Source organism: Kribbella amoyensis (genome assembly GCF_007828865.1).
GTDB classification, from domain to species: Bacteria; Actinomycetota; Actinomycetes; order Propionibacteriales; family Kribbellaceae; genus Kribbella; species Kribbella amoyensis.
In genome coordinates this window covers 3,552,329-3,568,491 of record NZ_VIVK01000001.1, presented here as the reverse complement: position 1 = coordinate 3,568,491, position 16,163 = coordinate 3,552,329, and the positions used below count along the sequence as shown (strand labels likewise).

The window sequence follows — 16,163 nt, the reverse complement described above, 5'->3', positions numbered from 1 at the left end:
TGTTGTGGCCGGGGCTCGGTTCTGGCCGGGGCTCTGTTGCTTGTTGTCAGACCGCGGCCTGGACTTCAGCGGCTCGTTCGACGTCGCGCTCCCAGCCGGCCTCGGTCGGCGGGAGAATCACCCGCTCCACCCCGGCCTCGCCGTACGCCGCCAGCTTGGCCGCGTCGTCCCCGAACACCGGAGCGACCACGGTCACCGCGGGCCGCGGCCGCTCGTACTTCTCGGCCAGCTCCCCCAGTACCGCGAGCCGCGCGGCAACGTCCTCCACGGCCAGCCCGATCGACACCCACCCGTCCCCGAACTGGGCGGCTCGCTCCATCGCGCGCATCCCGTCCCCCGCCACCAGGATCGGCGGCACCGTCGCCCCAGGAGCAATGGCGACCTCGAGCCCGTCCGGGAGCGCGGCCGTCCGGCCGGCGATCAGATCGGGGAGCACCCGCAGGGACTCATCGGTCAACCGGCCACGGTCCTGGTACGACACTCCGGCCGCCCGCCAGCCGATATCGCCGTGCGCCGGATTCCCCGTCCCGACCCCGAGCAGCATGCGATCCCCGGAAACGAACTGCAACGAACTCACCTGCTTGGCCGCCCAGGCCACCGGTCGCAGGGCCAGCAACATCACCCCGAACCCGACCCGAATCCGCTCGGTCACAGCCGCCGCTGTCGCCAACACAACAGTGCTGTCCAACATCGGCGCACTGGCCACCAAGTGATCCGTAGCCCACAAGGACTCCAACCCACCCACCTCAGCCGCCCGAGCCGCACCCCGAATATCCCCCAACACAGGCCGCCGCGGATCAGGAGTAGAAGTCGGCAGCAGCACACCCACCTTGATCGTCATACCGATCGCAACCCCGGCCGACGGCCCGCTCTTCCCACCTGGGCATGACAAAGCCCCGGCAGCTGGGCTGCCGGGGCTCGTGTTCGACTTCATCAGGGGTGGAGGTGGCGGGAATCGAACCCGCGTCCTTCAGCGTCGCAACAAGACTTCTCCGGGCGCAGTCTGTAGTGGCGTTTTCTCAGTCCCAGCGCTCGTACAGACACGTCGCTGACGGACTCAGTCACTGTTGATGTCCCGTGCTAGCCCCGTGACCGGGCTAACAAAGCAAGCTCCCTAGCTGAGGCCAGGAACCGGGGCGGAAGCATCCCCGGGCTGACCGCTTCTTTAAGTGCTCAGGCCGTCAGGCGGCGAGAGCGAAGCTACTGCGCGACTTAGAGTTGGCAGTTATTGGTTTCCAGAGATCGTTAACGAGATAACCCTGGATCCTCGGCCCGCTTCCCTTGAAACGTACGTCCAAAGTCGAAACCGTTCACCCCCTGTTGAGTTGTCAAACTCCTACGACCCGAGGGCCGCAGAAGACCAACACTACAGGGTCCAACACGACGCCCGCACCCGAGATTCCCCGGCGCGGCCGTCACCCGCCGTCACTTGATCAGCCGCAAGGTGAACGGGTAGCGGAACTCCGACCCGAGCAGCGCGGCCAGCCCACCGATCCCGGTCAGCACGAACCAGACCAGCCCGACGAGCGGGAACAGGAACCCGGTGAACCCGTCGGTGACACCCGTGACGATGCCGAGCAGCGCGAAGACGCCGAGCGCGCTGAGCTGGAAGTTCACCGCCTCGATGGCGTGCTTGCGAACCACCGGATTCTCCTTCCCCGAGGCAGCTGCGACGAGCGCCGGCCCGACGAAGAAGGTGGGGTACCCGAGCCAGTGCGTGAACGTCCCCAGGCCACGCGTCCGCCCGTCGTACTTCTGCACCGGCGCGGGCCGGCTGAAAGCAGCAGGGACATGGGTGGGGACCGGGCGGGACATCAGCCCGTCGAAGGACCCGTTCAGCTCGGCCCGGGTACGGGCCTTCAGCGCCAACTCGAGCCGCGTGTCGAACTCGAGGTGGGTCAGCCGGCCGTCGGCATACATCTCTTGCAGGATCTCGACCGCACGGTCCCGTTGGGCCGGCGTCACCAGCAGCTCTGAAGTGGACATGAATCCACTGTGCAATCGACCGCGCGCACAACCCATAGGGTTCCGCCCGGACCCACCCCTGAGCCAACCCCCGGCCGGCCACCGCGCGGGGCTCCACCCAGCACCGGGCAACCTGCGCGACCACCGTGAACAAGCACTCGGGGCCGCGGTCACCACATAACCTGTTCAAGGTCCCGAAACCCCCGGTCCCCGGTCACCGCGTGCTGTTCACGGACCCGACGAGTTGTCCGTCGTCCCGGCATGCGGTCCGAGGTCTCAGCCTGCTGTCCGAGGTCTCAGCCTGCCTACCGCCCCCGGCTCCGGTCCGACAGCGCTCGCTGTGCCTCGCGGCTGGCCTGCCGCTCGGCCAGGGCGTGCCGCTTGTCGTAGTCCTTCTTGCCTCGCGCCGTCGCCAGCTCGACCTTGGCGTAGCCGTCTTTGAAGTACAGGGAGAGCGGGACCAGCGTCACGCCGTCCTGCTCGACCGATTTGATCAGCTTCTGGAGCTCGTCGCGGTGGAGGAGGAGTTTGCGGGTGCGGCGGGGGTCGTGGTTGGTCCAGGTGCCGTGGGTGTACTCCGGGATGTGCATGTTCTGCAGCCAGAGCTCGTTCCCGCGGACGGCCGCGAAGGCGTCGACGAGGGAGGCCCGACCCAGCCGCAGGGATTTCACCTCGGTCCCTGTCAGCACGAGTCCGGCCTCCACCACGTCGTCGATGTGGTAGTCGTGTCGCGCCTTGCGGTTCTGCGCGATCGGCTTCTGGCCGGTCTGTTTCACCATCCGGCCAGTATCCCAGACGCCTACAGGTACTTCATCGGGTTAACCACCCGGCCGTCGCGGTACACCATGAAGTGCAGGTGACAGCCGGTCGAGTACCCCGTGCTGCCGACGTAGCCGATCACCTGGCCCTTGCGGACGTGCTGGCCGACCCTGGCCTTATACCGCGACAGGTGGTTGTACACGGTGGTGATCGAGTCGCCGCCGATGACGCCGTGGGAGATGAAGATCCGGTTGCCGTACCCGCCGTTGTAGTACCGGTCGGTGACGGTACCGCTCGCGGCCGCGCGGATCGGCGTGCCGCAGCCGGCGCCGAAGTCGGTCCCGTCGTGCAGCTTCCAGTACTTCAGGATCGGGTGGAACCGCATCCCGTACGGCGACGTGATGTAGGTGTTGATCGGGAAGCTGAGCCCACCGTCGTTGCCCGGGTCGTCCGGGACCGGGCGCGGTGGCCGGTTCTCCTTCTTCGCCTTCGCGCGTTCGGCAGCCTCCTTGGCGGCCTTCCGGCGAGCGGCCGCGGCCTTCTCGGCCCGGGCCCGGGCGATCAGGATCTGCTCGACCCGGCCGCGTTCGGCGACCAGCGAGTTGTAGTGGGACAGTTCGGCGTTCTTGTCCTTCTCCGCCGCCTGGTACGCCACCATCCGGGTGGCCGTGACCTGCGCGGCCGCCGCCTTGTCGGCCGCCACCTGCTGGGTGAGCCGGGTGACCTCCTGGACGGTCCGGGCCGCCTCGGCGCGTTGCGCGGCGACCTGGCGCTCCGCCTCGGCGAGTTTGGCCCGCTTGTTCGCGAGTTGCGCCTGGGCGTTGTTCAGGCCGGTGATGACCTTGCCCTGGATGCCGAACACGTTGCGCTGGACCTGCATCCCGGTGGCCAGGTCGGTCGGCGACGCGCCGCGCAGCACGATGGACAGCCCGACCAGGCTGTTCTGCTGCTGGTACGCCGACCGGACCGCACGCCCGGCGAGCTGGGTCTTCTCGGCGATCGCCTTCTCACCGTCGGCGACGTTGCCCTGGGCCGTCGTCAGCGCCTGCTCGGCCGCCTTGAGCTTGTTCGCGGCAACCACATCGGCGGCCTTCGCGGCGGCCAGCTTGCCCTGTGCCGCGGCGTACCTCGCCTGGACGGCCTTGTACTGCGCCTCGGCGCTGTTGTACGCGGCAACGGATTTGGACAGCTGGTCGTACGACTCGTGCAGATCGGCCTTGGACTGGTTGATCTGCGAGTCCAGCTGCTTCTTCTTGGCCTGGGGATCCGGTGGCTCCGCCTGGGCAGACGGCACCACCGCCAGGGCTCCGGCGGTCAGGGACAGGACAAGGCAGCAAGCGGCGACAAGCGTCTGCCGGCCGGGCGGTCGCGTACGCGACCGTCCGCTCGGTGTGGCGGTGGCGCCGATGCTGTCGTCTCGCTGGATGCTCGCCCGCTCACGCGGGTCCGCACCGGGGAAGGGCGAAACCACAGTCGACCCCTTGCTCTGGGTTGAGTTGTCGTGCTACCGAAGCACGATAAGTCACCCGGGTCAGACTTTGAGGTATTTCCGCGTTGTCAGGAATGTCGGAACCACCGCGAGCACCAGCCCGACGACCACCATGATCACGGTCGCCTGGAAGGTCTCGGCCGCGCCGACCCACTGCCAGACCCGGAACGTCTCCTGGGCGCGCTGCATGACCACGAAGTACACGCCGACCCAGAGGGTGCCGCAGGCAAGGACCGCACCGATCAGGGCCGCCAGCACCGCTTCCAGCAGGAACGGTAGCTGGATGTAGAAGTTCGAGGCGCCCACCAGGCGCATGATGCCTATCTCCCGCCGGCGGGCGTACGCGGCCAGCCGGATCGTGTTCGAGATCTGCATCAGCGCGGCGACCAGCAGCAACGCGGCCGCCACCAGGGCGCCGACTTGCAAGCCGTTCAGCGCCTTGAAGAGTGGATCGAGATACTGTCTCAGGTCCTGGACGGTGTCCACGCCGGGCAGACCGGCGACCGCGCTGACCAGGTTCTGGTACCGCTGTGGGTCCTTCAGCTTGACCCGGTACGACTCCTGCATCTGGTCCTCGGTGACCGTGCTGACGATCGGCGAGTCCTTGTAGAGCTTCTTGAACTGCTCGAAGGCTTCCTTCTTCGACTCGCCGAAGACGCCCTCCGGCGCGGTGTCCGGGCTGGACTCGATCACCTGCTTGATCCGGTTCTTCTGCTCCGTGGTCACCTCGGCGCCGGAGCAGCCGCGGCCGCCGGAGTCCTTGGTGCAGAGGAAGATCGAGATCTGGATCTTGTCGTACCAGTTGCCCTTCATCAGGTCGACCTGCTCGCGGGCGAGCAACGCGCTGCCGAACAGCGACAGCGAGACCCAGATGGTGACGACGACCGCGATCGTCATCGACAGGTTCCGCTTCAGGCCGATCCCGAGGTCGGAGAGGATGTAGTTCAAGCGCATCAGTCAGTCAGTCCCTGTCTCAGTGCTGGTAGCCGTAGACGCCGCGCGACTCGTCGCGGACGACATGGCCGTTCTCCAGCTCGATCACGCGCTTGCGCATCTGGTCGACGATCGACACGTCGTGGGTCGCCATCACCACGGTGGTGCCGGTGCGGTTGATCCGGTCCAGCAGCTTCATGATGCCGACCGACGTGCCGGGGTCCAGGTTTCCGGTCGGCTCGTCGGCGATCAGGATCATCGGCCGGTTCACGAACGCCCGGGCGATCGCGACCCGCTGCTGCTCGCCGCCGGACAGCTCGTCGGGGAGCCGGTCCTCCTTGCCGTCCAGGCCGACCAGCTCGAGCACCTCGGGCACGGTCTTGCGGATGTGCGAGCGCGGCTTGCCGATCACCTGCAGGGCGAACGCGACGTTCTCGGAGACGGTCTTGTTCGGCAGCAGCCGGAAGTCCTGGAACACGGTGCCGATCTGGCGGCGCATCTGCGGGATCCGCCAGCTCGCGAGCCGGTTCAGGTCCTTGCCGGCGACCATGATGTGGCCCTTGGAGGTCCGGTGCTCGCGCAGCACGAGACGCAGGAACGTCGACTTGCCGGACCCGGAGGTCCCGACGAGGAAGACGAACTCGCCCTTCTCGATCTCGACGTTCACGTTCAGCAGGGCCGGCTTGGACTGGCCCTCGTACGTCTTGGAAACATTCTCGAAGCGGATCACGGGCTATTCCGGCCGTGGTCGGGAACAGGGAGCAGCGCGCGGCCGGTCGAGCACCGTACGCCGCCGAAGCGGCCGCCGCTCAGTCTAGGGGCAACCGGAACGTGCTCAGGACAGACATGCCAAACGCCCATCCCACGTCCGATACCCGGCGAACCACCACCCCGGACGTCCTACGTCCTGGACACCACCGTGATCCTGGCGCCTCTCGCGAGGGTTCAGGCTGGGGCTGGGGTGGCGCCTGGGTCTGGGTCGGGGCGGGCGTCGGCTATCCGGGCCAGGCCTGGTTCCGGTTTGCGGCCGGCCCGGCGGGCTGCTTCTACGTGGAGGCGGGCGAGCTCGACGGCTTGACGGGTGACCGTCACCTTCTTCTTCTCAGCCATCGGCGCCTTCTCCTTCCACAATCATCGTGTCCGCGTCCGCAAGATCAGCGTACGCGTCCGCCCCGACCCGGTCGATCGCTACCGAGGCGGTCAGCGCGGCGACCAGATCGTAGTCCTCGGGCTGTAACAGCTCGGAGCGCATCAGTGAACGGAGCGTGACGACCCCGGCGTCGGTGCCCGCGTCGGTGCCCTCCAGGATCTGCTCGACCGACCAGCGGACCATCCGCATCGTCTCCTCGCGATGCCGCCAGACGTCCAGCTCGCGATCGGACTTGCGGGTCAGGTACCCGCCGAGGACGACGCCGCCCAGCGCGAGGAACGGGCTCAGCACGGTGACGATCACACCCACCACCGAGATCCAGGTCGGAATCACGAACACACCCCAGTACTCACTCGCGTCCTCCCAAATCCGTGGTCTTGACCGGTCGATGATGCTACGAAGAGAGCAGACCACGCACCACCGACAAGTGGGGGAGCTGTACATCGTGACCGACGACCCGGCGCGGTACGACGTGTTCGTGCAGGGGACCGTGTTCCTCGACATCGTGATGACCGGGCTGGAATCGGCCCCGACCACCGGGACCGAGATCTTCGCCGAGGGGATGGGATCGTGCCCGGGCGGCGTCGCGAACTTCGCCATCGCGGCCAGCCGGCTCGGCCTGCGCAGCGGACTGGCGGCCGTCTTCGGCGACGACGTGTACGCCGACTTCTGCTGGCGCACCCTGGCCGACCAGGAGGGCGTCGACCTGAGCCACTCGCGCCGGATCGGGCACTGGCACTCGCCGGTCACGGTGTCGATGTCGATCGACCGGGACCGGGCGATGGTGACCCACGCCCACGAGGCGCCCGGTGATCCGAGCAAGCTGGTCGGGCCTGGCCTGCTGACCCGGTCCGCGATCGTCCCGGTGGCCGAGGAACTGCCGGACTGGACGATCGAGGTCCGCGAGTCGGGCGCGCTGCTGTTCGGCGACGTCGGCTGGGACCCGACCGACACCTGGTCCCCCGCGGTGCTCGACGTGCTCGACGGCTTCCACGCGTTCACGCCGAACGCGGGCGAGGCGATGGCGTACACCAGGACCGACACCCCGAAGGCGGCGCTGCACAAGCTGGCCGAACGGGTCCCGCTGGCCGTCGTGACGAACGGGTCCGACGGGGTGCTGGCGATCGACTCGACCACCGGCGAGGAGGAAGAGGTCCCCGCGCTGCCGGTGCGTTCGTACGACCCGACCGGCGCGGGCGACGTCTTCCTCGCCTCGCTCGTCCTCGGTACCTTGCGCGGCTGGCCGCTCGCTCATCGGCTCGCGTTCGGGAACCTGTGCGCGGGGCTGTCGGTGCAGCACTTCGGCGGCTCGCTGGCGGCGCCGGGCTGGGGCGACATCATCGACTGGGTCCGCGACCACAGCCGGCACCGTCCCGGCGACGTCGACCCCGAGGTACTGCGGCACTACACCTTCATCGGCGACGTCCTCCCGGCCGGCCCGGTCCCGATCGTCCGCCGCGCCGGCGCGACGATCGCCCGCCTCTCCGACGCCTGACCGCCGAGCCCGTTGAACCCGCCGGCACAACGACCGGCGGGCTCAACGGACGTACGCCGATCAGGCGCGCCGGCGGCCGAGGGCGAGCGTCAGGCTGGTCAGAGCCAGCAGCACTCCCCCGGCGACGAACCCGAGCGCCGGGCCGGAGCGATCGATCGCCAGCCCGGCCAGGGAGGCGCCGGCCGAGCTGCCGAGGTTGTTCGCGGTGTTGATCCACGTACTCGCCTCGGTCCGCTGGTCCGGCGGCGTCAGCTCGTCCGCGGCCAGGTACGACACCACGAACAACGGCGCCACCGCGACTCCCGCGGCGGCCATCACCACGCCGAGCAGGACCAGGTTCGTCGTCGTCGATGCCGCCAGCAACCCGGCAGCCAGTACGCCGATCAGCCCGGCGAGGTGGGTCCACGACGACCGTGTGTGCTGCCGCCGTGCCCACAGCAGTCCCCCGACCACGCTGCCCAACCCGATCCCCGCCTCGAGGAACCCGGTCGCCCCCGGATGCCCCTGCCCGGCCGCGACCCCGGCGAGGCACAGGTACGCCACGCTGATCCCCGAGGCGGTGACCAGGATGACCAGCAGGATCCGGCGGAGCGCCGGGAGGGTGAGTGGTCCGAGCGGATGCCGGGACCGGGCCGGCTCCTCGGTGTGCCGCGTGACCGGGGACGTGACCATCAGGAAGGTGCCGACGGCAAGAAGTGCCGCGGTCGCGGTGAGCGCGACCGGGGCGGACCAGAGGCTGATCAGGAACCCGGCGAGCAGCGGCCCGAGCAGGTACAGCGACTCCTCGCAGATCGCGTCCAGGGCGTAGGCGCGTTCCTTGAGCTCGGTGCCTTCGGTGAGCCGTCGCCAGGACGCGCGCATCGACGGTCCGAGTGGTGGTGCGAACACCCCGGACCCGGTGGTCAAGGCAACCAGAGCGGCGGCGTTCGTGGTCGGGATCGCCGTGAGCAGGATCAGGCCGGCCGCGCAGACCAGGGCGAGACCGGGGAGGACGCGGCGCTGGCTGTACCGGTCGACGAGGCGCGACTTGTACGGCATCGAGAGCGACGCCAGCCCGAAGCCGGCGGTCGCGGCACCGGCGATCGCGAACGACCCGGTGCGTTGTTGAACGGTGAACAAAGCGGACAGCGGGAGCAGACCGTACGCCAGCCGGCCGGCCAGCGCGGGCGCGAAGGTGCGCAGGGCCGACGGCAACAAGAAGACGTCACGGTAGCTCCCAGCACGGACAGTGCTGGACATGCGGAATCGCTCCTGAAGGGATCCACGGCAAGAAGCCGGGCGATGAAAGTGGGGGCTCTCTACAACGAGCCCGCTCTAGTCACAGAAGCGCTGCATGGCGCACAGCGTACCTCTCGAAGTCGATCGTGCCAGTTGATTTTCGGAGCGTGGGAACTCCCCACCTTGGCACCCCAACGGCCGTAGGGTCGGTCTGCTGGTCAGTCGAGGTGTGGAGGTACGTCGAGATGTCGGGTGCGGGTGGATTCAACCGGCGGAGCTTTCTCGCCATGGGCGGCGGCCTGGCCGCGCTGGCCGTGGCCGGGTGCGGCTCGAACACGGGCCGCGAGGAGGCCGGCGGCGGTGGCTCCGAGGGCGGCAAACCCGCGCTCGCGCAGTGGTACCACCAGTACGGCGAACCGGGCACCCAGCAGGCCGTCGAGCGGTACGCCAAGGAGTACGCCGACGCCGCGGTGACCGTCCAGTGGTCCCCCGGTGACTACGACAAGAAGGTTGCCTCGGCCCTGTTGACCGACAGCGGCCCGGACGTGTTCGAGTACGGCAACGGGCCGAGCATCGACATGATCAAGGGCGGCCAGGTGGTCGACCTGACCGACCTGCTCGGCGACGCGAAGAGCGACTTCACCCCGTCGCTGATCGAGCGGATGTCGTACCAGGGCAAGCTGTACGCGATCCCGCAGGTCACCGACATGCAGCTGCTGGTGTACCGCAAGAGCCTGTTGCAGCAGGCCGGGGTGGAGCCGCCGACGACCGTCGACGAGCTGCTCGCCGCGGCGAAGAAGCTGACCACCGACAAGGTGAAGGGCCTGTTCGTCGGCAACGACGGCGGCGTCGGCATCCTCGGCGGTCCGGCGCTGTGGTCGGCGGGCGTGGACTACCTGACCAAGGACAACCAGTTCGGCTTCGACGACCCGGCCGCGGTCGAGTCGCTGCGGAAACTGCGCGAGCTGTTCACCTCGAAGTCGTTGTTGCTCGGGGCACCGACCGACTGGTCCGACCCGTCCGCGTTCACGCAGGGCCTGACCGCGATGCAGTTCACCGGACTGTGGACGTTCCCGCAGTTGCAGAAGGCGTTCCCGGACGACTTCGGGGTCCTCCCCTGGCCCAAGCTGAACGCCTCCACCGGCGCGCCGAGTGTCACGGTCGGGGCGTACGGGGCCGCGGTCAGCACGAAGGCGAAGGACGTCGAGGCGGCCAAGAAGTTCGTCCAGTGGCTGTGGGTGGACCAGACCGACAAGCAGCTCGACTGGGCCCAGACGTACGGCTTCCACATCCCCGCCCGGAAGAGCCTGGCGGAGCGGGCGGACAAGCTGAAGTCCGGCCCGGCCGCGGACGCGGTTAAGTTCGTCAACGAGGTCGGGCACGCGCAGAACCCGTTGCTCTGGACCCCGAAGTCGGGCACCGCGTACTCCGACGCGCTGAACCGGATCATCAAGAACGGCACCGATCCCGCGACCGAGATCAAGGCGGTCAAGGCCGTCGTGGACGCTGAGCTGCAACGCATCGCGGGCTGATGTCGGCCCCGGCAACGAGCCGGACCCGGCCCACCGCCGAGGACCGTCCACCGGTTTCGCTGACGACGCGGCTGCGCGGCCGGTACGACCGGAACCTGTGGTTCGCGATCTTCGTGGGGCCGTTCGTGCTCGGCCTGGCGGTCTTCGTCTACGTGCCGATCGTGTGGTCGGTGGTGCTCAGCTTCTTCGACGCCCGGAACACGGTCACGCCGACGGATTTCGTCGGCCTGGGCAACTACCTGGACATGCTCCGGGACTCCGCGTTCCGGAGCAGCCTGCTCACCTTCGTGGTGTTCGCGTTGTTCATCGTGCCGACGACGTTCGTCGTGTCGCTGGGGCTGGCCCTGCTGGTGCACCGGGCCCGGTTCGCCCGGACGTTCTTCCGGTCCGTGTTCTTCCTGCCGACCGCGTGTTCGTACGTGGTGGCGTCGCTGATCTGGAAGCTCTCCATCTTCAACGGCGTGCGCTTCGGCCTGGCGAACACGGTGCTCGGCTGGTTCGGTCTGGAGCCGGTCGCCTGGCTCTCGGTCACCCAGCCCCCGTGGTACTGGCTGGTGCTGGTGACCGCGCGGATGTGGCTGCAGGCCGGGTTCTACATGATCCTGTTCCTGGCCGGGTTGCAGCGGATCTCGCCGTCGCTCTACGAGGCGGCCGCGATCGACGGCGCGACCGGGTGGCGGGTGCTGCGGTACGTCACGCTGCCGCAGTTGCGGGCGACGTCGACCGCGGTCCTGTTGCTGCTGCTGATCAACGCGTTCCAGGCGTTCGACGAGTTCTACAACCTGCTGTCCAGCTCGGGCCAGTACCCGCCGTACGCGCGGCCGCCGCTGGTCTACCTGTACTACGCGGCGCTCGGCCAGGGTCAGGACTTCGGTCACGGCAGTGCCGGCGCGGTGATCCTCACGTTGATGATCGCGCTGATCGCGTTGGCCCAGGGCCGGTTCCTCGGGCTCGGACGGAGAGACGACTGATGGCCGGCATCCAGCGCTCCTCGGCGGACCGGACCGGCTCGGTGATCCGGTACGTCGTGCTCGCGATCGGCGCCCTGCTGTTCCTGCTGCCGTTCTACCTGCTCGTCCGCAACGGGCTGTCGACCGAGCAGGACATCACCTCGCCGTCGTGGAAGCTGTTCCCCTCGTCCCTGCAGTGGAGCAACCTGCCCGACCTCTTCCGCGATCCCACCGTGCCGATGGCGCGGTCGTTGCTGAACTCGCTGGTGATCTCGGTGATCCAGACGATCGGCGTCCTGGTGATCTCCGGCCTGGCGGGGTACGGCCTGGCCCGGATCCCGTTCCGGTACGCGAACGCGGTGTTCTACTTCATCCTGGCGACGCTGCTGATCCCGGCCGCGGTGACGTTCGTCCCCAGCTTCGTCCTGGTGTCCACGCTCGGGTGGGTCAGCACGTTGCGCGGCCTGATCGTGCCCGGGTTGTTCCAGGCGTTCGCGACCTTCCTGTTCCGCCAGTACTTCCTCGGTTTCCCGCGGGAACTCGAGGAGGCGGCCCAGCTCGACGGGACGGCGTACTGGGGGACGTTCTGGCGGATCGTGGTGCCGAACTCGAAGGGGTTCGTCGCCGCGATCGGCACGATCACCTTCATCGGCTCGTGGAACGCGTTCCTCTGGCCGCTGGTGATCGCGCCGGACCAGGACGCCTGGACGGTCCAGATCGCGCTGTCCACCTTCCTCACCGCGCAAACGATCAACCTGCCGCAGCTGTTCATCGCGGCCACGATCGCGATCTTGCCTCTGGTGGTGATGTTCGTCTTCCTGCAACGTTGGATCGTGCAGGGCGTCGAACGCTCTGGCATCAGTGAGTGACAACCATTCCGCAAGGGGGACAACGTGACATTCGACAGCGACCTGATCGGCCTGCTCCGCGGTGAGGTGAGCGGCCCGGTCCTCGGTCCGGGCGACGAAGGTTTCACCGAGGAGGTGGCCGCGCAGAACACCGCGGTCCTGCACACCCCGGACGTGGCGGTCGGCGTGACGTCGGAGGAGGACGTCGCGGCGGTGGTACGGATCGCCGCCGCGAGCGGGACCCCGGTCCGCGTACTCGCCACCGGCCACGGCTCGGCCACGCCGGTCACGGGCGGCATCCTGGTCACCACCCGGCGGCTCGGCGGAGTCACCGTCGACCCCGAGACCCGGATCGCCCACATCGGTGCCGGCTGCCGCTGGGACGAGGTGATCGCCGCGGCCGCCGAGCACGGCCTCGCGCCGATCACCGGTGCCTCGGACAACGTCGGCTGTATCGGGTACACGCTCGGCGGCGGCCTGGGTCCGCTCGCCAGGACGTACGGTTTCTCGTCGGACTGGGCGCGCGGGTTCCGCCTCGTCACCGCCGACGGACAGATCCGCACCGTCACCGGCGACGAGCACCCGGATCTGTTCTGGGCGCTCCGTGGTGGCAAGGGCGGGTTCGGCATCGTGACGGCGATGGACTTCGAACTGGTCGAGCTGACCACGCTGTACGGCGGGGCGGCGTTCTTCGACGCGGACCAGATCGCGCCCGTGTTCGGCAAGTGGGTGGACTGGACCAAGACGCTGCCGGAGACGGCGACCACGTCGGTGGTGATTCTGCGGCTGCCCCCGCTGGAGTTCATTCCCGAACCGTTGCGGGGCAAGACCGTCCTCAGCGTGCGGTTCGCGTTCATCGGCGACGCGGCCGACGGCGAGAAGCTGTTCCAGCCGATCCGGGACGCGGGCGTGAGCCTGATCGACCTGGTCGCGGAGATGCCGGCGGACCGGATCGCGATGATCCACAACGACCCCAAGGACCCCGGCCCGACCTGGGATCGCGGGCAGCTGCTCGACGACCTGGACGCCGGCTTCGCGCCCGCGTTCCTCGGTGCGGCCGGTCCGGAGCAGCGGGTGCCGTTCGTCGCGATCGAGATCCGGCACCTCGGCGGAGCCACGGCGCGCGACGTCCCCGAGGGCAGCGCGGTCGGCGGACGCGGCGGGGCGTACACGCTGATGCTGATCGGCGCCCCGGATCCGAGCCTGCGCCCGATCTTCCCGGACGCGGCCGAGCAGTTGCTCGCGCCGCTGCGCCCGTGGATCTCGGCCGAGACCACGATCAACTACGCGGGCGGCCTGACGGTACCGGGCACGTACGAGGCGTCCTGGCCACCGGCAACCTTCGCCCGCCTGGCCGAGATCCGCGCGACCTACGACCCGGACACGGTGTTCCCGTACGGCCCGGTCAGCTCGGAAGCTGCGGGATGACGTCACGGCCGTACGCCGCGAGCGTCTCCTCCTTTTCGTCGTGCTGTAGGTAGAGGGCGAACTGGTCGACGCCGAGCTCGCGGAGCTCCTTCAGCCGGTTCACGTGGTGCTCGACCGGGCCGAGGATGCAGAACCGGTCGATCACCTCGTCCGGGACGAAGTCGGTGTGGGTGTTCCCGGCCCGGCCGTGCTCGGCGTAGTCGTAGCCGTGCCGGCCCTTGATGTAGTCGGTGAGCGCGGTCGGTACGGTGCCGGCCGCGCCGTACCGGGCGACGATGTCGGCGACGTGGTTGCCGACCATGCCGCCGAACCACCGGGTCTGGTCGCGTTGGTGGGCCAGGTCGTCCCCGACGTACGCAGGGGCCGCGACGCAGAACCGGATCGCCATCGGATCCCGGCCGGCCTTCTCGGCCGAGGCGCGAACCGCGGCGATCATCCAGGCGGCGATGTCCGGATCGGCGAGCTGGAGGATGTACCCGTCCCCCACCTCGCCGGTCAGGGCCAGCGCCTTCGGCCCGTACGCCGCGACCCAGACGTCCAGCTTGCCGTCGGAGACCCAGGAGAACTTCAGGTCCTGGCCCCGGTACGTCACCGTCTCGCCGCGCGCCAGCCCACGGACCACCCGCACGCAGTCCTTCAGTTGGGCGAGCGTGCCCGGCTTCGCGCCGAGGGTCCGCAGCGCCGAGTCGCCGCGGCCGATCCCGCAGATCGTCCGGTTCCCGAACATCTCGTTCATCGTCGCGAACTGGGAAGCGATCACGGTCCAGTCCCGGGTGCCCGGATTCGTCACCATCGGCCCGACGGTGACCCGCTCGGTGGCGGCGAGGATCTGCGGGTAGATGACGAACGGCTCCTGCCAGAGCAGGTGCGAGTCGAACGTCCAGACGTACGAGAAGCCGGCCAGCTCGGCCTGGCGGGCCAGACCGATCACCTCCGACGCGGGCGGATCACACTGGAACACCACTCCGAACTCCACCGGCTTCCCCCTTCAGACCAGGTACGACGACAACCCGCGGCGCAGGTACCGACCGTGTCCCTTCCGGCCGTGGTAATTGCCATCGGCCACGATCACGGTGCCGCGGGAGATCACCGTGTCCACGTGACCGGCGATCTCGAACCCCTCGTAGGCCGAGTGGTCCATGTTCATGTGGTGCGTCGCGACCCCGATCCGGGTGGTCCCGTTCGGGTCGTAGACGACCAGGTCGCCGTCGGCGCCGGGCTGGATCACGCCCTTGCGCGGGTACAGCCCGAACATCCGGGCCGGCGTGGTCGCGATCGTCTCCACCCAGCGCTCCAGCGAGATCTTGCCGTCCACCACGCCCTGGTAGACCAGGTCCACCCGGTGCTCGACGCCACCGATCCCGTTCGGGATCTTGGAGAAGTCGCCGAGACCGAGCTCCTTCTGGTCCTTGAAGCAGAACGGGCAGTGGTCGGTGGACACGATCGCCAGGTCGTTGCTGCGCAGCCCCTTCCACAGGTCCCGCTGGTGCGACTCGTGCTTGCTCCGCAGCGGCGTCGAACAGACCCACTTCGCCCCCTCGAACCCGGGCGCGCCGAGCTGGTCCTCCAGGGTGAGATAGAGGTACTGCGGGCAGGTCTCGGCGAACACGTTCCGGCCCTTGTCCCGGGCGGCCGCGACCGCTTCCAGGGCACCGCTCGCGGACAGGTGGACGATGTACAGCGGGCAGTCCCGGGCGACCTCGGCGAGTGCGATCGCGCGACTGGTCGCCTCCGTCTCGAGCGCGGCCGGCCGGGTGATCCCGTGGTAGACCGGGTCCGTCTCGCCGCGGGACAGGGCCTGCTGGACCAGGACGTCGATGGCGATCCCGTTCTCCGCGTGCATCATCACCAGCGCGCCGTTGTCCCGCGCGGTCTGCATCGCCCGCAGGATCTGGCCGTCGTCGGAGTAGAAGACGCCCGGGTACGCCATGAACAGCTTGAAGCTGGTGATGCCCTCGTCGGCGACCAGCTGGTCCATCGCCTTCAGCGCGTCGGTGTCGACGCCACCGAGGATCATGTGGAACGCGTAGTCGATGTGGCAGTTGCCGTCCGCCTTCGCGTGCCAGGCGGCCAGCCCGTCCTGGACGATCTCGCCGGTCCGCTGCACCGCGAAGTCGATGATCGTCGTGGTCCCGCCCCAGGCCGCGGCCCGGGTCCCGGTCTCGAACGTGTCGCTCGCCGCGGTCCCGCCGAACGGCAGCTCCATGTGCGTGTGCGCGTCGATCCCGCCCGGGATCACGTACTTGCCCGAGGCATCGATCACCTCGTCGGCCTGCACCGGTTGACGGTACCCCGGATCGAACAACGCGACGATCCGCTCGCCGTCCACCAGTACGTCGGCGACCTGGGTCCCGGTCGGCCCGACCACCGTCCCACCTCTGACCAGCAACGACATC

16 protein-coding genes and 1 other RNA gene are annotated in these 16,163 nt (G+C 68.7%); 5 read left to right on the top strand and 12 right to left on the bottom strand.

The window, feature by feature from the left end; genetic code table 11:
- Window positions 1–46: 46 nt before the first annotated feature.
- From FB561_RS16920 to FB561_RS16885, 9 genes are all read right to left on the bottom strand, one after another.
- A complete protein-coding gene (locus FB561_RS16920) occupies window positions 47–841 on the bottom strand; it encodes an LLM class flavin-dependent oxidoreductase (RefSeq protein ID WP_145807777.1) in 795 nt (264 codons plus the stop codon).
- 96 nt (window positions 842–937) lie between these two features.
- Window positions 938–1,318: a transfer-messenger RNA gene (gene ssrA / locus FB561_RS16915) on the bottom strand.
- 107 nt (window positions 1,319–1,425) lie between these two features.
- Window positions 1,426–1,986, bottom strand: coding sequence for a DUF1707 and DUF4870 domain-containing protein (locus tag FB561_RS16910; protein ID WP_145807775.1), 561 nt, complete (start codon window positions 1,984–1,986; stop codon window positions 1,426–1,428).
- A 284-nt stretch (window positions 1,987–2,270) separates the two neighbouring features.
- Window positions 2,271–2,744 carry an SsrA-binding protein SmpB gene (gene smpB, locus FB561_RS16905; RefSeq protein ID WP_145807774.1) on the bottom strand — a complete coding sequence of 158 codons (474 nt, stop codon included), beginning with the start codon at window positions 2,742–2,744 and terminating at the stop codon, window positions 2,271–2,273.
- Between the two features lie 20 nt (window positions 2,745–2,764).
- A complete protein-coding gene (locus tag FB561_RS16900) occupies window positions 2,765–4,021 on the bottom strand; it encodes a M23 family metallopeptidase (RefSeq protein WP_238334862.1) in 1,257 nt (418 codons plus the stop codon).
- A 234-nt stretch (window positions 4,022–4,255) separates the two neighbouring features.
- Window positions 4,256–5,167: a permease-like cell division protein FtsX gene (gene ftsX / locus FB561_RS16895; RefSeq protein ID WP_145807770.1), complete on the bottom strand. Its 912-nt coding sequence runs from the start codon at window positions 5,165–5,167 to the stop codon at window positions 4,256–4,258.
- A 19-nt stretch (window positions 5,168–5,186) separates the two neighbouring features.
- Window positions 5,187–5,876: a cell division ATP-binding protein FtsE gene (gene ftsE, locus FB561_RS16890; protein WP_145807768.1), complete on the bottom strand. Its 690-nt coding sequence runs from the start codon at window positions 5,874–5,876 to the stop codon at window positions 5,187–5,189.
- 215 nt (window positions 5,877–6,091) lie between these two features.
- Window positions 6,092–6,256, bottom strand: a complete 165-nt coding sequence (locus tag FB561_RS37915) for a hypothetical protein (protein WP_170284687.1) — start codon at window positions 6,254–6,256, stop codon at window positions 6,092–6,094.
- Complete coding sequence (locus FB561_RS16885; RefSeq protein WP_238334861.1) at window positions 6,249–6,629, bottom strand: hypothetical protein; 381 nt, start codon at window positions 6,627–6,629, stop codon at window positions 6,249–6,251. Before FB561_RS16885 ends, FB561_RS37915 begins: the two co-directional genes overlap by 8 nt.
- Window positions 6,630–6,723: 94 nt before the next feature.
- Between FB561_RS16885 and FB561_RS16880 the strand changes: the two genes are divergently transcribed.
- Window positions 6,724–7,791 (top strand): carbohydrate kinase family protein, encoded by a 1,068-nt coding sequence (locus FB561_RS16880; protein ID WP_238334860.1) that lies wholly within the window; start codon window positions 6,724–6,726, stop codon window positions 7,789–7,791.
- 60 nt (window positions 7,792–7,851) lie between these two features.
- Here the strand turns inward: FB561_RS16880 and FB561_RS16875 are convergent, their stop codons facing one another.
- Window positions 7,852–9,030 carry an MFS transporter gene (locus FB561_RS16875; protein WP_145807764.1) on the bottom strand — a complete coding sequence of 393 codons (1,179 nt, stop codon included), beginning with the start codon at window positions 9,028–9,030 and terminating at the stop codon, window positions 7,852–7,854.
- 266 nt (window positions 9,031–9,296) lie between these two features.
- Between FB561_RS16875 and FB561_RS16870 the strand changes: the two genes are divergently transcribed.
- Genes FB561_RS16870 through FB561_RS16855 form a run of 4 tightly spaced genes read left to right on the top strand, consistent with a single transcriptional unit; the run spans window position 9,297 to window position 13,767 of the window.
- A complete protein-coding gene (locus FB561_RS16870) occupies window positions 9,297–10,541 on the top strand; it encodes an ABC transporter substrate-binding protein (protein WP_238334859.1) in 1,245 nt (414 codons plus the stop codon).
- Window positions 10,541–11,512, top strand: a complete 972-nt coding sequence (locus FB561_RS16865) for a carbohydrate ABC transporter permease (protein ID WP_238334858.1) — start codon at window positions 10,541–10,543, stop codon at window positions 11,510–11,512. Before FB561_RS16870 ends, FB561_RS16865 begins: the two co-directional genes overlap by 1 nt.
- Window positions 11,512–12,360: a carbohydrate ABC transporter permease gene (locus tag FB561_RS16860; RefSeq protein ID WP_145807761.1), complete on the top strand. Its 849-nt coding sequence runs from the start codon at window positions 11,512–11,514 to the stop codon at window positions 12,358–12,360. The genes FB561_RS16865 and FB561_RS16860 overlap by 1 nt, the downstream gene beginning before the upstream one ends.
- Before the next feature lie 24 nt (window positions 12,361–12,384).
- Window positions 12,385–13,767 carry an FAD-binding oxidoreductase gene (locus FB561_RS16855; RefSeq protein ID WP_145807759.1) on the top strand — a complete coding sequence of 461 codons (1,383 nt, stop codon included), beginning with the start codon at window positions 12,385–12,387 and terminating at the stop codon, window positions 13,765–13,767.
- On the opposite strand, the gene FB561_RS16850 is transcribed toward FB561_RS16855, so the two are convergent.
- Entirely contained in the window at window positions 13,745–14,743 is a 999-nt protein-coding gene (locus FB561_RS16850; protein ID WP_145807757.1) for a TIGR03842 family LLM class F420-dependent oxidoreductase, read from the bottom strand. The two genes, FB561_RS16855 and FB561_RS16850, sit on opposite strands and share 23 nt — an antisense overlap.
- Before the next feature lie 12 nt (window positions 14,744–14,755).
- Window positions 14,756–16,162, bottom strand: a complete 1,407-nt coding sequence (gene hydA / locus FB561_RS16845; protein ID WP_145807756.1) for a dihydropyrimidinase — start codon at window positions 16,160–16,162, stop codon at window positions 14,756–14,758.
- Between the last annotated feature and the right edge of the window lies 1 nt (window position 16,163).

What these genes read in the sequence shown, in the direction of transcription:
- FB561_RS16920 (WP_145807777.1), bottom strand. Translation starts at nt 841, where the DNA reads ATGACGATCAAGGTGGGTGTGCTGCTGCCGACTTCTACTCCTGATCCG.
- FB561_RS16910 (WP_145807775.1), bottom strand. Translation starts at nt 1,986, where the DNA reads ATGTCCACTTCAGAGCTGCTGGTGACGCCGGCCCAACGGGACCGTGCG.
- smpB (WP_145807774.1), bottom strand. Translation starts at nt 2,744, where the DNA reads ATGGTGAAACAGACCGGCCAGAAGCCGATCGCGCAGAACCGCAAGGCG.
- ftsX (WP_145807770.1), bottom strand. Translation starts at nt 5,167, where the DNA reads ATGCGCTTGAACTACATCCTCTCCGACCTCGGGATCGGCCTGAAGCGG.
- FB561_RS37915 (WP_170284687.1), bottom strand. Translation starts at nt 6,256, where the DNA reads ATGGCTGAGAAGAAGAAGGTGACGGTCACCCGTCAAGCCGTCGAGCTC.
- FB561_RS16875 (WP_145807764.1), bottom strand. Translation starts at nt 9,030, where the DNA reads ATGTCCAGCACTGTCCGTGCTGGGAGCTACCGTGACGTCTTCTTGTTG.
- FB561_RS16870 (WP_238334859.1), top strand. Translation starts at nt 9,297, where the DNA reads ATGGGCGGCGGCCTGGCCGCGCTGGCCGTGGCCGGGTGCGGCTCGAAC.
- FB561_RS16865 (WP_238334858.1), top strand. Translation starts at nt 10,541, where the DNA reads ATGTCGGCCCCGGCAACGAGCCGGACCCGGCCCACCGCCGAGGACCGT.
- FB561_RS16860 (WP_145807761.1), top strand. Translation starts at nt 11,512, where the DNA reads ATGGCCGGCATCCAGCGCTCCTCGGCGGACCGGACCGGCTCGGTGATC.
- hydA (WP_145807756.1), bottom strand. Translation starts at nt 16,162, where the DNA reads ATGTCGTTGCTGGTCAGAGGTGGGACGGTGGTCGGGCCGACCGGGACC.